This window comes from Paenibacillus sp. 481, assembly GCF_021223605.1.
Lineage (GTDB): Bacteria > Bacillota > Bacilli > Paenibacillales > Paenibacillaceae > Paenibacillus_B.
In genome coordinates, this window is the sequence record NZ_CP075175.1 from 546,564 (window position 1) to 563,380 (window position 16,817).

Below are 16,817 nucleotides of genomic sequence, written 5' to 3' on the forward strand. Positions count from 1 at the left end.
TGCTGTCCCTCCTCACGTTCTATCGCGCTTCTGCAATCGCTGCTTCAGCCTGTGCTTCCCGTCGTGAATCTGCTCTGAGCGATCCGCCGTCTCTGCAACGGCTGCTTCTCCCGCACTTGACCGTCTAAGCGATTCGGCCAGCGCATGGACCGTCGGATGACTGAACATATCTACGACCGACATTTCCCGCTGTAGCGCCTGCTGCAGCTTCGCGTTCATTTGAATAATATCGAGCGAAGTTGCGCCAAGCTCGAAGAAATTATCGTGCGCGCCAACTTGATCGATGCCGAGAAACTCCCGCCACAATTCAGCTATCGTCTGCTCCAATTCATCTTCCGGCGCCGCATAGGTGGTGCTAATGGCAGGACGGGATGAACGTGTGCCTTCATTACTCCGTTCCACCTGAATGAGCGATTTCAACGATGACGTACGGGCGGCTTGCAGCCGTAGCGGCAAATCGGTTGTCGAAATCGTCAGCTGGGTCAGACGGCAGCCCAACGCATGATGGAATACCGCAATCCCCTCTTCCGGCAACAGCCTTGTCCCATGATCCGGAGCGGGAACGTTCACACCTACTTGGGCAGACGCGGCCGCGATTTCGCGTTCCGCCGCAGCGGCCATACCGACCGTTTGCCAACCATCCCAATCGATGGCCATGACGCGTGTACCGTCTTTAGCCCGCTTGTAGTGGGCAAAGGCATCGAGATACGTATTCGCCGCACAGTACCCTGCCTGCCCCAAAGCACCCAAGGCGCTGACCAAGGAAGAACAGAGCAGTAGGAAATCCAGCTTCATTCCATCCAGTACCCGCTCTAGTACGCGCGTGCCACTCACTTTTGCCGCCAGAGCGCGTTCTTCTATCTCCCGCGTACGTCGCTGAATTAACGCGCCATCCGCCGTTCCAGCCGCGTGAATAACGCCATGGATTACTCCGAAACGAGCAACGGCATCGGCCACGACCTGTTCCATTTGCGACAAATCGCTAACGTCCGCACTGCAAACCATCACTTCCGCTCCATGCTCTTCGAGCTCTCTCAGCTTCATGAGCTTGACGGCCACAGCTACGTCTACCTCAGATCCCTCTGCAACTTGCCGCCAGTCCGTTTCATCTGTCAAGCCAGTACGACCGATCAACACCAGCTTGGCCTGAACCGTCTTAGCCAAATATTCGGCTATCGCTAAGCCAATGCCGCCCAATCCTCCCGTGATCAGATAAACGCCCTGATTCCTGAGGCCTGTGTCTACATCGCTAGCAGTCGTTGCCGGAGCAGGGATGGAGACGTATTTTTGTATCCATCTATATGTACCGCGATACGCCACGATCATATCGTCGGACGAGGCAATAACCTCCGCGTACAGCCGCTCGGCAAGTGCTTGCCGTTCCACTTCGTCTTCTTCATAGAAGGATGCCACGTCAATGCTGCGACAGCGCACGTTGGCATACTCCTGCGGAATGACGAGACATGCGCCAAGCACTGCGGCTTGTTCTGGGTGCAGCCGCTCAGCCCCAGTCACTTCTTGCATGTTGCACGTCACAATGGAAAGCTGTATATCTGCGTCTATTCCGCACGTACCGATGGCTTGTGCCAGCGCAATCAGGCTGTAATAGCCTCTTTCCAGCGTCTTATCGGCAGCGGATACATCCCACTCACCCACTGCGGCGGACTCTTCCGCCAGCCATGCGTGTACAATACGGTCTGGCTGTGTTCCCGCATCTGCCAACTCGCGCAGCAGACGAACGTACTGATCCGGCTGATTAGGCTCCATCTGGTACGCTCCTTCGTCCAGCCTAGCGAACGAAGTGGACGGGTATACGGCGCTAACATCGTGTCCGGCCTGCTTCAAGCGGGCAACCAAGCATGCACCTACTCCTCGTTCTTCAGTGAAGACGAGCCAACGTTGCGGGCTCTGAGAAGGTTGCAATTGTTCAACCGTTACAGAACGCTCCCAGACAGGGGTATATAGCCACTCCCCCACGTTTTGCTTTTTAAGTAGCGGAGCATTGACTAGTCCGGCACTGCTACCCGACCTTACAGCAGATGTCGGTGTCCCCAGTAGTCCCTGCTTCAGCACATCAAGTTCGAACGGCGGGTCTACCCAGTAGCGCCGACGTTCAAACGGGTATGTAGGCATAGCCATCCGCTTACGCTGCTCGTTGGCATGGAACGCTTTCCAATCCGGTTGTGCCCCTTCCAGCCACAAGCGCCCTACCTGCTGCAACAGAAACTCATCATCGCTTGCCTGCTCTTTCACATGGCGGACAAGGTTGAAAGCCGCATGCCGCGCTGTTTTGTCAGGATGGCGGCGCAAGAACGCGCTTAGCGCATTGCCTGGTCCCACTTCTACGAACACGGCATTGTCGTCGCGCAGCAGTTCGCGGAGGCCGTCGGCAAAACGAACAGTGCCACGCAGATGATTAACCCAATAGTCGGCAGCAGTCGCTTCCTCGACCGTAATCCAGTTTCCACTCACGTTCGAAATATAAGGCATTTCTGGTTTGCGCAGCGTTATCGAACTCACTTTCGCGCGGAACGACTCCAAAATCGGATCCATCATTGCCGAATGAAAAGCATGAGACGTGTGCAATTTCGTGCAAGTCTTTCCTTGCTCAGCCAACTGCTGTTCCAGCCTGTCAATCGCCTCGTGACGGCCCGACACCACGCAGAGCGCCGAACCGTTGACCGCAGCCAGCGATAAGTCGTCGCCTAACAACGGTGCCAACTCTTCCTCGGATAGCGGCACACTGAGCATCGCCCCCGACGGCATGCTATGCATCAATTTCCCACGCAGCACGACCAATTCCAATGCTTCTTCCAGCGTCATCACACCTGCTAGGCACGCAGCAACGTACTCACCCGCGCTATGACCAATCATGGCGCTTGGTTTAAGCCCCCATTTCAACATCAATTGCGCCAGTGCATAGGAGAAAATAAACATGACAGGTTGCGTCACATCGGTCTGTTTGAGGCGCTCGCCACCATTCGCGATTACCTCGTTAACATCCACATTTGCGTCGTTGACATTCACATTTGCGTCGTTGTCGTTCAGATTTGCATCGTTGATGTCCGGATACAACAGCTCCCGCAAATTAACGTCGAGCAACGGCTTTACGATAGCAAAGCACCGATCTGCTGCCTCGCGGAACTCCGGCTCGCGGTCGTATAAATCACGCCCCATATTGACATACTGCGCACCCTGCCCTGGAAACATAAACACCAGACGGGCCTGTTCACGCTCACATTCTCGACTGTACACCCGCTCCGGCGGCAACGATTCCAACAGTTCCCGTGCTTCTCCAGCAGACGAACAGACAAGCATGCGGCGATACCGGAACGCCCTGCGCCCGATTTGCATCGTGTAAGCCTCATCGGATAGCGGCACATCAGGAATCGCAGCCAAATAATCGCGCATGCGGACAGTCGCTTTCTCCAGACCGGCCTCTGTCTTGGCAGACAACAGGAGAAGCTTCGACGCTCTTCCTTCGCCACCTGCCGCCTGAGGTGGAGCTTCCTCCAAGACGACATGCACATTCGTTCCGCCGATGCCGAACGAACTGACACCAGCTCGCAACGGACCTTCTTCATTCGTCCACGGCGTTAGCTCTGTGTTAACGATAAACGGGCTGTTCGCGAAATCTATTTTTGGATTCGGTGATTCAAAATGTAAATTTGGCGGAATCTGCTTATGCTGCAGCGTCAACACCGTCTTGATGAAAGCTGCAACACCAGCAGCACTATTTAAATGACCGATATTCGTCTTGACGGAACCGATACGGCAAAAACCTTTCTTATCGGTCTGAAAAGCGAGCTTCAGCGCCTCGATCTCAACAGGGTCCCCTAGCGTGGTGCCCGTGCCGTGCGCTTCCACATAGCCAATGCTCTCCGGTGCCACTCGTCCCATCCGCTGTGCCGCACGGATAACCTCCGCCTGACCTTCGATACTCGGGGCGGAGTATCCCATTTTACGCGTACCGTCATTGTTCGCGGCCGAGCCTTTAATTACCGCATAAATGCGGTCGCCATCGGCCACGGCATGCTTCAGCATTTTTAACACAACTGCGCCTGCACCTTCCCCGCCAACCGTTCCCTTCGCTTTGGCATCAAAAGCGCGGCAATGTCCATCCGGCGAACTGACCATCCCCTCTTCATACATATAGCCTTCGGTATGAGGGACTGTCACCGTAACTCCACCGGCCAGAGCCATCCGACATTCGCCCGTCAACAGCGCTCTGCAAGCTAAATGGATCGCCAGCAGCGAGGTTGAGCAAGCCGAATCGACATTGATCGCTGGGCCCTTCAAGTTCAATTTGTGAGCAATCCGTGTGCTTAGAAAATCTTTGTCCGCCAAAGCCAGCGCAGCGAATTGCTCGGCCGTACTCCCGCTGCGCGAGAGCATGGCCACCAATTGCCAATAAATGCTGGCGGAAGCGCCAGCGAACAGTCCGATAGCAGCATTCGTCTGCTCACTATCGTAACCAGCGTGTTCTAGCGCCTCCCAGACACACTCGTGAAACAACCGCAACTGCGGGTCGATAACTTCTGCCTCGCGCGGTGAATAATCAAAGAAATCGGAATCGAAACATTCCGCATCCGGAACAACCGCTTTGGCTTTAACATAACGAGGGTTGTTCAGTAAGGCAGGATCGACTCCTGCCGCTTCTAGCTCTTCATCTGTGAAGAACCGTACCGACTCCACTCCGTTTTTAAGATTTTCCCAATATTCGTCCACGGAACGGGCACCTGGAAACTTACCCGCCATTCCGATGACGGCGATTTCCAGCCCAGTAGCCGCTTGCGTTTGTTGACTTTTAGTCATCTCCTCGCCCTCCCAGAATGAGCAGCGTCTGCTCCATCGTGTCGAATCCCTCGTCCATTTTTTCGTTGTCCGCGATATCTAGAGATGTATCCTCTTCACCGCTCTCCAACCGCTTTACATAGCCGCTGAGCGCCGACACCGTCGTATACTGGAACATGACAGCTACAGCGATTTCGCGGTCGAAAGCTTCATTCAGCTTGTTGACGACTTGCACAAGTTGAAACGAGTTACCTCCAAGATCAAAGAACGTATCATTCACACCAACCCGTTCTTCACTAACACCTAATACTTCGGCCCATATGCGGACCAACATTTTCTCAATATCTCCTTGAGGCGCAACATATTGCTTGCCGGTTAGGACATGCTCCTTCGGATTAGGCAAAGCCTTCGTATCCAACTTGCCATTGGCCGTAACAGGCAGCTGCTCCAAGCGGACAAAATAGGCCGGAATCATATAGGCCGGCAACTGTGCAGTCAAATCATCCCGCAGCACAGTGGCGGTCAATTCCGTAGGGCCCGTGTAGTAAGCACACAACATGTTCTGCCCATTCTCATCCTCACGCACAAGCACAACCGCTTCCCGAACATCCTCACGCTGACGCAACAATAACTCAATTTCCCCAGGCTCGATACGGTACCCGCGCACCTTCACTTGGTCGTCTTGACGACCTAAGTATTCCAATGTTCCGTCCTCGCGCCAACGGCCTAGATCTCCCGTCCGGTATAGCCGTTCCCCGTCAATAAACGGATGCGGTACGAACTTTTCCGTCGTCAGATCGGGTCTGCCGAGATAGCCGCGGGCCAATCCTACGCCGGAAACGCATATTTCCCCTGACACGCCGAGCGGCTGCAACTGAAGATGTCGATCCAACACATACACCAAGGTGTTGTCGATCGGTCGGCCAATCGGTATCACGCCTGCTCCCGTCTGAATCTCGACATACGTCGTGACGACCGTATTTTCGGTCGGCCCATAATTGTTGAACAACCGATAGCTACCTGGCTTGTATCTCTTCAGGCGATCCCCGCCCGTCAGCAATATTCGCAAGGATGCTAATTTCGGATCATGCAGTTCCATAAACTGCTCACACATCATCGTTGGCAAAAAGGCGATCGTAATGCCCTGCTCCACAAAAAAGTCGTTCAGCTTCTTCGCATCCAACCGAACATTAGCAGGCACAACGTGGATCGACGCACCTGCTAGAAGATAAGGAAACACTTCCCATACCGACGCATCAAAGCCAAAGCCAGCGTACTTGATGCTACGATCCGATGCCACGACGTCGTAGGCACGATTATGCCATAATGCCAGATTGACAAGTGATCGATGCTCGATCATCACGCCTTTCGGGCGCCCAGTAGAACCGGACGTGTAAATGACATAGGCGAGATCGTGCGGACCATAAGCAATTGGCACGTTATCTGCTGGGATATCAGCTGCATACAAGTCGGCGTCATCCAGACAGATTACAACGCTGTTCCCCGATATCCTTGCTGCATAATCCCGCTGCGTTAGCACCGCTGTCGCACGGCTGTCCTCCACCATAAACGAGAGCCGTTCGTCCGGATATTCCGGATCTATCGGCAGAAACGCTCCGCCTGCCTTGATCGTGGCAAGCATACTAATCATCATGTCGGGAGAGGGGCCAAATAGCAGCCCCACGACATCCCCCGTTCTCACTCCACTTGCCTGCAGCTTCCGTGCCAATTGATTGGCCTTCGCGTTAAGCTGACCGTACGTCAGTGTAACGTCCCCACAGACGACAGCCGGAGCATGCGGCGTACTCGCCGCATGCTGTTCAAGCCATTGCTGCACAGATTGCTGCTGTGGATAATCCACGGAGCAGCCAGCCAATGTACCGAGCAGCCGCTCTTTCTCCCCGGGAAGCAGCAAGTTGATACTGTGCAGCGGCTGATCCGGATTCGCCAATGCTTCCCGTAGGAAGATGGTGAAGCGGGCGAACACGCCCGCGATCGTCTCCTTCCGGTAAAGCCGCGCATTATATTTGACGACGACGCAAATTTCCTCTTGCGTGCGTCGGAAAGCGAACAAGCTCGTCCATTTTGCGTTGGCAAAGTAATGCTCGTCATGAATGTTTTCCAACAGCAGCGCCGTTTCGAACAGCGGGTGAGCGAGCGGGTCATCTGTCGGCAGCCCTAACTGTTCAGCCGCGATTTCCATCGGATAGCTCTGATGCTCTACAGCCGTCACGATCGTCTCCTGCATCTGAAACAAGCACTCCCTGAAAGAGAGCGGCCCCTCTGTTTGAACACGCAGCGGAAGCACAGCATTGATGAATTCCGCTTCCTCCTGCTGCTTGTAAATCGGGGTACCCAGCACAACTTCACCGCAATTCGCCATTCTACCGAGCAACGAAGCGAGCGCGGCGGCCAGTACAACGTGAAGCTTCGAATCCGCCCCGGCGCTTACTTGTAACAGACGCGAAACCAAATCTTCAGGGAAGCAAAATGAAGCTTCTTCCTGTGCCCGCTCTGTTCCTCGCGCATAATCGTATGGAAAGCTGCTCTTTTCATATTTGCCGGACAATTTGGACAGCCAATATTCCCGTTCCTTGCTTTTTTGTGAAGCTGCTACCGCCAGCCGATCCAACCGTTTTTCCGACATCGGTGCTATTCCTCCCTCTTCTCCGTCATACCGACTCATAAACCAAAATCTCCTCTTGCTTCGGCGAGGTACACCGGCTGCGGCTCCGCCAAATCATGTCCAATTGCAACATCTTTCAATTGCTTGTGCGGATTAGCCAACACGTCGGACACGATATCCTGCAAGTAAGCCGCATAACGCTCGATCGTTTCCCGCTGGAACAGGCGGGTACTATATTCGAGCTTGAACAACAATCGATCTCCGTCCTCTTCCCCGATAAGTGACAAATCAAAGTGAGAAGCATCATGAATGTACGTATAAGGCTTCAACGTCAGTCCAGGAATGCTCATCTCCGGATTTTGCATATTTTGCAGTGCAAACACGACATCGAAGATTGGATTGCGTGCCAAGTCGCGCTCTATACCAAGTTGCTTCACCATCTCTTCAAACTGGTAATCCTGATGTTCAAATGCGTCCAGCGTCGTCGCCCGCACGGATTGAAGCAATTCGCTAAAGCTCATTTCTTCACTCGTCCGGCTTCGGAGTGGAAGCATGTTGACGAACTTACCGATAATAAGCTGCAAGGATTGCTGTTTTCTGCCCACAATCGGCGTTCCGACCGTAATGTCATCCTGCGCGCTGACTTTAGCCAACATCACGTTGAAGACAGCGAGAAGAGCCATGAACAGGGTCACGTCTTCTTGTAAGCAAAGTGCTTTCAACGCCTTCGTCTGCTCCGCATCCAACGTGAATGGAACGAGACTGCCCGTGAAACTTCTTTGTGCCGGTCGAGGATAGTCGGTGCGCAAGGACAATGGCTCCGCATCCTTCAGTTGTTCCAACCAGTACGCCCCTAGGTGCTGCATTTCCCCTGTTTCCATGAGTCGGTTCTGCCACTCGGAAAAATCTTTATATTGCAGCGTCAGTTCAGCCAACTCGCGGCCAGCGTACAGCGTCATAAAGTCGTTGATCAAAATATCCTGCGACAAGCCGTCTGACACAATATGATGCAAATCCACCATCAGCACGTGTCGTTCTTCTCCGAGCTTGATCAAGCCGGCCCGCATCAACGGTGCTTGGCTTAAATCAAACGGCCGTACGAATCGGGTTACCGCGGTACGAATCTGTGCATCCATCACAGCCGCTCCACCATGTGGCAGGTCATCGCTAGTAAAGTCCTCATATTCGCTCACAAAATCAATCGTTTCATGAATATGCTGCATCGGTTTACCATCGATCAACTCGAACGACGTGCGCAAGCTTTCATGGCGCTCCACCAGCTTCTGCAAGGTCAACTCCAACCGCTCGCGATCAAGCGGTCCTTCCAAAATACCTGCGACAATTTCGTTATATCCTGTATGTCCCTGCTCCATTTGCTGAATTAAATAGAGACGCTTCTGGGCGGAGGACAACTCGTAATATGGCCGTACCTCGGCTCGCTCGATTTCGTGATAGACACTCCGCTCTGCCTCATCCATAAAAGCGGACAATTGCCGTACGTTCGATCTATTAAAGAAAGTCGGTAAGTCAATTTCGACTTGAAATTGTTTATGGATCGCGGACACGACTGTAATCGCTTTAAGCGAGTCGCCCCCCAGCTCGAAAAAGTCATCCTGTACGCCGATTTGCTCGATACGGAAAAATTGCTCCCACATCTGGCACAACTTGCGTTCTGTTTCCGTTTGCGGCGCTTCGTAATCCGCGCTTATTGCAGGACGAGCATAGTAGGTCCCATCCCCTGCACGCTCGGCATCTCCACCGATCTGTTCCGCTTTACGCTCCACCCATTTTTCAATCCGCGCTTGTAAATCGGCGGTGGAAACGACAATTTGATTGACCTCACCCAAGGTCAAAATGCGCTGCAACAGCTCGACTCCTTCTGCCGGAGCGATGAGTAAGTCAGAAATCGAAGCGCCAGCTTGGCCGCGAATCTTCTGATCTTCTTCTAACTGCCACCCGTCCCAGTTAACGCTTGTCCACGGCACGCGATGGCGACGATTGTGCTCATGTACGAATGAATCCAAGAAATGGTTCGCCGCAGAGTAGATGAAAAATCCTAAACCTCCCAAAATCGGCGACAACGAAGACGTTAGCAAGCAAAAATCGAGTTCTTTTCCGTCCAGCACTTGCTCCAAGACATACAAACCGTGCATTTTCGAACGGAAATGCTGCTCACACAGTTGCTGATCCGTCTCCTCCAACATGCGGAAAGCTAGATCTCCTGTCACTCCCGCCGCGTAAATAACGCCGTTTAACGGGCCGAACGTGCTCTCGGCCTCCGCAATAACGGCTTCCATTTGCGCCGCATCGGCCACATCTGCGGATAGCGTCAGCACTTGTGCCCCATACGATTCCAGCTCGCGTATTTTGTTAATTTTTTTGCTAATCGCATCGTCGTCCGCATGGTCTGATAGCCAACCGTCCCATTGATCGCGCGATGGAAAATGAGAACGGCTAGTCAGAACAAGCTTGGCCTGCACGGTGCGGGCCATAAATTCACTCAACACGAGTCCGATATGCCCCATGCCGCCTGTTAACAAATAGACACCGCCTTGACGTAAACCCGTCGCGGCATTAGCCGCTTGCTTCACCTTGACTGGTTCGTAGGCCTGCACCCAGCGTTGCTGGTCACGGTAAGCGATCGCCAACGCAAAGCTGTCATCTTCAAATTCAGCCAGCAGTTGCCCCTGCAAGCGATCCCGCTGCCAAGTACCCACTTCCGGCAGGACGATGTCGATACTGCGACAGCGCACGTTCGGCAGCTCCTGAGAAATGACCCGACACGGACCAAGCACGGTTGCTTTGTCTGAGTAGACAACGGATTCGCCAGCGACGGCTTGCATTTGATTCGTCAGCACCCATATCCGCACTTGTTCGCCGATCATTTGCTTTTTCAATACTTGTGCAAGATACAACATGCTGTAAAAACCGAGCTCCTGCACGCGCTGTTTCCACGCTGCGCCGTTCTCCTGTTGCGACGGAATATTCGGTATGCTCGATATGCCCCAAGCGTGCAAGATGCGGTCAGGAACGATGTTCTGCGTGCGCAAGTCTGCAAATAGCGCGGTATAGTCCGCGGCTTGACTTGGATTGATGGTGTAACGTAAGTCTCCTGCGGCCGCAAACTCACTACCTGCGCCGACGGTGATGATTTGTATGTCCTGCCGCGCAAGCAACGCGGACAATTCCGCGGACAATCCGCACTCGTCTGCAAAAATGAGCCACACTTTCTTTTCCGCTGCTACTCCCGTTTCCTGAACATCGACATCGACATCGACATCAGTCACAGTCACAGGCACTGGCAGCATTTCTTTCTTCCAAGTCGGTAAATAGAACCAGTCATCCAAGTTAGCCTTTTTGCCCAACCCGACTGCCGCCTGCTCTCCATGTTGCTTGCCTGTGTGCTGTGACTTGGACCCACTGCCTTCGATCCAATAGTGCTGCCGTTCGAATGGATAGTGTGGTAATGACACCATCGTGCGCGTGTCTGAATGGAACGACTTCCAATCAATGCGCTGACCATAGAGCCATAGCCTACCGACCCGATTGAGTAAAAAGGCGCTATCGCAAACACGTATTTGTGGGTTTCGCACCAAATTGAGCACTTGCTGCCCATTCCCGCTGTCGATGTACCGCCGGACGAGCAGTGTCAAGTCTTGACCAGGTCCGATTTCCACAAATAAGCGATTTGGTTCTTGCGCAAGCTTGCTGACGCCATCTGCAAAGCGGACGGTGTCTGTCATGTGCCGAACCCAGTAGTTAGGATCGCAGGACTCTTCCGCTGTCATCCAAGTTCCTGTCGTCGTAGAAACGTACGGAATAACCGGCGGATGAAGACGTACATGCTGCATCACTTCGGCAAACTCGCTAGCAACAGCGTTCATCATCGCAGAGTGTGCCGCCGTCGCAACTGGCAGGCGCATGCACAAATATTTTTGGGCCTTCATACTAGTCTCGAAGGCATCGATTTGTTCATTTGTCCCTGATACGATACAAGATGGCCCGTTAACGACGGCCAATGACACGCCTGGGGACAGAAGCGGTTGCAGTTCTTGCTCGGTTAACGGCACGCTGAGCATGGCGCCAGCTGGCACGCGCTGCATGAGCGATCCACGCAGCACGATAAGTCGCAGCGCGTCTTCCAGCGAAAATACGCCAGCTAGACAAGCGGCCACAAATTCGCCGAAGCTATAGCCGATCATCGCATCTGGCTTCACGCCCCATTTCAGCAATAGACGCGCAAGGGCGTATTCAAAGCTGAAGATGACAGGCTGAATATACTCCGTTCGGTTCAGCTTCTCGACGGCTTCGCCATCTGCGTGCACCGCAGTAGACGCATCCGTCGTATCGTCCCGCTCCGTCGTTTCCGCGGGGTACAATATAGCTTTCATATCCGCACCAGTTATATCGCGGTATATTTCGAAACATCGATCTAGCTCTGCACGGAACAGCGGTTCGTTCTCGTACAAATCGCGCCCCATGTTGACGTACTGCCCGCCTTGCCCAGAGAACATGAACACGAGCGATGGACGTGCATCTATCGCAGCAAAAGACTGCATTTTGCGTTCGTCGAACTTAGCAGGCTCACCATCCGTCGCGGTAATCGGCGTCAATGCTTCCACTGCTTCCTGAGCCGTCTCACATACGAGTATGCGCCGGTAGCGGAAATCCGCACGTCCCGTTTGCAGCGTGTAAGCCACATCGGCCAGATTAGCCTCCGGATTCGCCTTCATAAACGCACCAAGGTTAAGCGTCATCGTATCAAGCGCAGACGTCGTGCGAGCGGACAGCGTAATCAGCTTGGCTGGCCGACCTGCATCGGAAATGGCCCGATCTGGTGCCTTTTCCAGCACCACATGCGCATTCGTGCCACCAATTCCGAAAGAACTGACCCCAGCTCGTAGCGGATAATTGTCGTTCTTCCATTCCGTCAGTGCAGTATTGACCACAAACGGGCTGTTCGCGAAATCGATGTTCGGATTCGCGCTTTCAAAGTGCAGGCTTGGCGGAATTTGCTTATGGGAAAGCGCAAGCACCGTCTTAATCAAGCCGGTAACACCAGCTGCGGCGTCCAAATGGCCGACATTGGTCTTGACAGATCCGATGCGGCAGTAGCCCGTTTCGCTGGTGGCATACGCCTTAGTCAACGCCTCGATTTCGATCGGATCACCGAGCGTCGTCCCCGTTCCGTGCGCTTCCACGTAACTAATGCTCGCCGCCGGAATACGCGCCGATGCCAACGCTTTCCGGATGACTTCCGCCTGTCCTTGAACGCTTGGCGCCGTATAGCCGACCTTGCGGCTACCGTCATTGTTAATCGCCGAGCCTTTAATAACGGCATACACGCGATCCCCGTCCGCCAGTGCCTTGTCCAACGGTTTCAGCACGACGCAGCCTGCCCCGTCGCCACCTATCGTTCCTCGTGCCTTGGCGTCGAAGGCGCGACAATGACCGTCTGGGGACTTAACCATTCCTTCTTGGTACAAGTAACCCGATTTCAGTGGCAGCAACACCGACGCTCCGCCTGCGATAGCCATATCGCAATCGCCATTGCGAATAGACTGACACGCCAAATGAACGGCAACGAGCGAGGTCGAGCATGCTGTCTGTACGCTCAAGGCCGGGCCTTTTAAGTTCAGCTTATGGGCAATACGTGTGCTGACCGTGTACAAGTCGTTGAGTGTATCCAGCTCGAACATGTCAGATAAATCACCATGTAAACGATCGGACAACTGCGTGAGCCAATGAAAGTTATTCGTAACACCAGCGTATAGACCGATCTGCCCACCGTATTGTCCAGGATCACAACCCGCGTCCTCCAACGCGTTCCACACGCTTTCGTGCAACAGACGGATCTGCGGGTCCATGACGGTTGCTTGGTCGGGACTATAGCCGAAGAAAGCCGGGTCGAATTTTTCGACGTTTGTCAACACACCTTTTGCCTTAACAAAATTAGGACGCTGCAACATTTCATGATCGTAGCCAAACTCGGCCAATTCTTCATCTGTGAAAAACGAAATACTTTCCTTACCTTGTTGCAAGTTGGACCAGAAGTCAGCAATCGTCTCCGCCCCAGGAAAACGACCAGCCATACCGATAATCGCTATATCGCGATTGTTGGCTTGCCCCGTCTCAGCGCCTGTAGGTGCGTCGCCCGATTCATACGACGCCTGTGATTCGAACGTAGACTCCTCTTCCTGTACGGAGCTTGCCTTCTTCTCATCCGCCAAGTATTCGGCCAACAGCGCGATCGTCGGATACTGAAACAAAGTGACGATTGGCACTTCTTTGCCGAGTTGCTTTTTCAATCTACTCTGAAGTTGAATCATATTAAGCGAGTTGCCACCCGCTTCAAAATAGCTTTCGTGGATACCCACATGCTCCCGGCCAAGCACCTCTTTCCAAGCATTTGCGATAATTTGCTCCAGCTTCGTTTCTGGCAGCGCATGGCTATCACCGTTAGACGTGCTCGCAGCTTCCGGTTTCGGTAGCGCGGCGCGATCCACTTTGCCGTTTGGTGTAAGCGGCATGCTATCCAGTGGGATAAGATGGGTCGGGATCATATATAACGGCAGCTTTGCGCCAAGATATGCACGCAATTCGGAGACCGATAATGATTCGTCCGCTACATAATAGGCGATTAACTCGGCTTCGCTGGCGTTCATTGCTCGCACCAATACTGCCGCTTCTTTGATCTGCTCATGCTGCAGCAGCCCCGTTTCAACCTCGCCGGGTTCAATGCGTTGGCCACGTATTTTTACTTGGTGGTCGATTCGCCCTAAGTACTCAAGGTTGCCGTCCGGCGACCAACGAGCCAAGTCCCCTGTGCGGTACATCATGCCACCTTCCTGAAATGGATCAGGTACAAATTGTGCCGCCGTCAGCTCTGGCTTGTTCAAGTACCCGCGTGCTACTCCGTCGCCACCCACGCACAATTCACCAGGAATGCCCATCGGCAGCAGTTCGCCGTTTCTGCCGAGTACATAGACCGTTGAGTTACTAATCGGACGTCCAATCGGAACGGAATCCGCATAGTCTCGATCAATCCGGAAACAAACGGAGACGGTTCCATTTTCCGTAGGACCGTATGCGTTCCATACCGTTATGCCAGGACAAGCAGCTCGGACCGCATTAATATGCTTCGGTGACAACACGTCTCCTCCGACATATAAATCGCGTACACCAGCAAACATCTTCGGATTTTCCTGAGACAATTGGTTAAACAATGGTGAGGTCAGCAACATGATCGTAATGTTGGTTTCACGTAAAAATGTTTCCAATTTCCCGCTGTCAAGCACGGTATGTTTAGCGATCACATGCAAGCTCGCACCATTCAACAGCGCACCGAACAGTTCGAACGTCAGCGCGTCAAAACCGATGGCACCCGTCTGAAGCATCCGATCGTCCGGCTGCACTTGCATTAAATTTGTATTGATGACGAGCCTGACGACATTACGATGACTGACCATGACTCCTTTCGGCTTGCCGGTCGATCCCGAAGTGTACATCACGTAAGCCAAATCTTCTGGATCGTTAACGGAAGGCAGGTTGTCCACTGCGTCAACATTCCCTGCATCTTCTTCCCACACATTTTCGATAATGACTACTTCCTTATCTCCGGTTACACGTCCGCTTAGCTCAGATAAAGTCATAACGAGACGCACCTGACCATCCGCAAGCATATAGTCGAGCCTTTCCTGCGGATGATCCGGATCAAGCGGCATATAGGCGCCGCCTGCTTTCAAAATACCGAGAATAGCTGCGACCATTTCCGCATTGCGATGTGTCAGCAACCCGACCGCTTGGTCGCGCTCGATTGCGCTGGCTCGCAGCACACGGGCAATCCGGTTCGCGCGTTCATTGAGTTCGCGGTACGTATAGGAACGGTTACCATCTACGACAGCCGTTCGGTCTGGCATTTTCGCAACTTGCTCTTCAAATAGCTCTTGAATGTTGTTCTCTCTAGGGTAGGTTGTGAAGGTCTGGTTGATATGCTGTAATTGCTGGAGCTCTTGCTTAGTAAGGAATCCGATATCTTTCAGCTTCATATCACGGTAAGCTGTTACCTTAATCCAAGCTTGAACGATTTGATGTACGATGTTGAGGTAATGGGAAGCCAGCTTCTCCATCATATCGTCGCTATATACACATTTATTGTAAGTAAAGGCCAGTTCCAGTTGATCGGTCATCATGATGCGAATCGTCAGATCGAACTCCGTCTCTTCCTCCATACTGTGGGAAGTAATCGCAAGCGGGCCATTCGTGCCCGTGAGAACCTGATCGAGCGGGTAATTTTCCATCACGACGATCGAATCGAACAATTTACCGCTCGACCGCAACTGGCCGTATGTTTTAATGTCCGTCAGCGAAGTACTGGCAACCTCATCGTTAGCTTGAACGGAACGGTTTACTTCACGCAGCAGTTCCGACAAACTATGATCGGAAGCCGCCTTCACGCGGAGCGGCAACGTATTAATGAACAATCCCGCCATCTGCTCAATTCCGGGAATACTCGCGTCGCGTCCTGACACCGTTGCGCCGAACATCACGTCGTCACTGTTTGTATAATGCTGTAAGAGTAAACCCCAAGCCGTATAGAACACCGACGCCTGCGTGACTTCCTCAGCCTGGACAAACCGATTCAGTTCCGACACAAACGCCTCATCCCGTTTTTCCGTTCGGACAGCGATGATCGCCTTTTCCACCTTAGAACCGCTTTTTGCTGCTGGAATCGGCTTGTTACGCAACTCTTGTAAATACTCGCTCCAGTACGCTTCCTGCCGCTTCTTGTCTTGCTGCTGTTGCAGTTGCACGAATTGCTTGAAGCGAGGCTTTTGCGGCAACTCAGGCGTTATTCCCTCGGCCAGCATGCGATAAGCAGTAAGCCATTCCTTCAATATAATACCGGTGCTCCAACCATCAAATAGGATGTGGTGGAAAGTGATGAGCAGCGAATACTCCTTCTCCGTCCGTCGGCATAGCGTCAGTCGGAAAGGCACCTGATCCAAGCTAAACTTCTCCTGTTTGTCGGCCGCGAGCAGCGCATCCAGCTTATTCGTACGGGTTGCTTCATCCAGATCGGCATAATCCGCATGACGAATCTCCGGCAGATGCCGTTTCAGCACGATTTGAAGCGGCCGATTCACTTCCTCCCAACGGAACAATACCCGCAGCATCTCGTTCGCCTGTACCACATGGGCCCATGACTGTTCAAACAACTGCTTATCAATCGTTCCGGTTATTCCTAGGACAAGTTGCTCCACATATTGCGTCGTGTCGCGGTCTTTTAAGTATTGAAGCAGCATCGCTTCCTGCATCGGAGTCAAGGCCAAAATGTCTTCTATCTCGTTCTTGTCCAGTTTTTGCGGCGCTTTCACGTGTTCACGTCTCCTTTCTA

At 53.1% G+C, this 16,817-nt stretch carries 3 protein-coding genes; all 3 read right to left on the bottom strand.

Features of this window, described 5'->3' with window-relative positions; genetic code table 11:
* Positions 1–12: 12 nt before the first annotated feature.
* The 3 genes from KIK04_RS02240 to KIK04_RS02250 are packed head-to-tail and all read right to left on the bottom strand — an operon-like array spanning position 13 to position 16,797.
* Complete coding sequence (locus KIK04_RS02240) at positions 13–4,815, bottom strand: type I polyketide synthase (protein ID WP_232276727.1); 4,803 nt, start codon at positions 4,813–4,815, stop codon at positions 13–15.
* The gene (locus tag KIK04_RS02245; protein WP_232276728.1) at positions 4,808–7,480 is read right to left on the bottom strand and encodes a non-ribosomal peptide synthetase; all 2,673 of its coding nucleotides are present in this window, start codon (positions 7,478–7,480) and stop codon (positions 4,808–4,810) included. The genes KIK04_RS02240 and KIK04_RS02245 overlap by 8 nt, the downstream gene beginning before the upstream one ends.
* Positions 7,477–16,797: a non-ribosomal peptide synthetase/type I polyketide synthase gene (locus tag KIK04_RS02250; protein WP_232276729.1), complete on the bottom strand. Its 9,321-nt coding sequence runs from the start codon at positions 16,795–16,797 to the stop codon at positions 7,477–7,479. The genes KIK04_RS02245 and KIK04_RS02250 overlap by 4 nt, the downstream gene beginning before the upstream one ends.
* Positions 16,798–16,817 lie beyond the last annotated feature (20 nt).

What these genes read in the sequence shown, in the direction of transcription:
- KIK04_RS02240 (WP_232276727.1), bottom strand. Translation starts at nt 4,815, where the DNA reads ATGACTAAAAGTCAACAAACGCAAGCGGCTACTGGGCTGGAAATCGCC.
- KIK04_RS02245 (WP_232276728.1), bottom strand. Translation starts at nt 7,480, where the DNA reads ATGAGTCGGTATGACGGAGAAGAGGGAGGAATAGCACCGATGTCGGAA.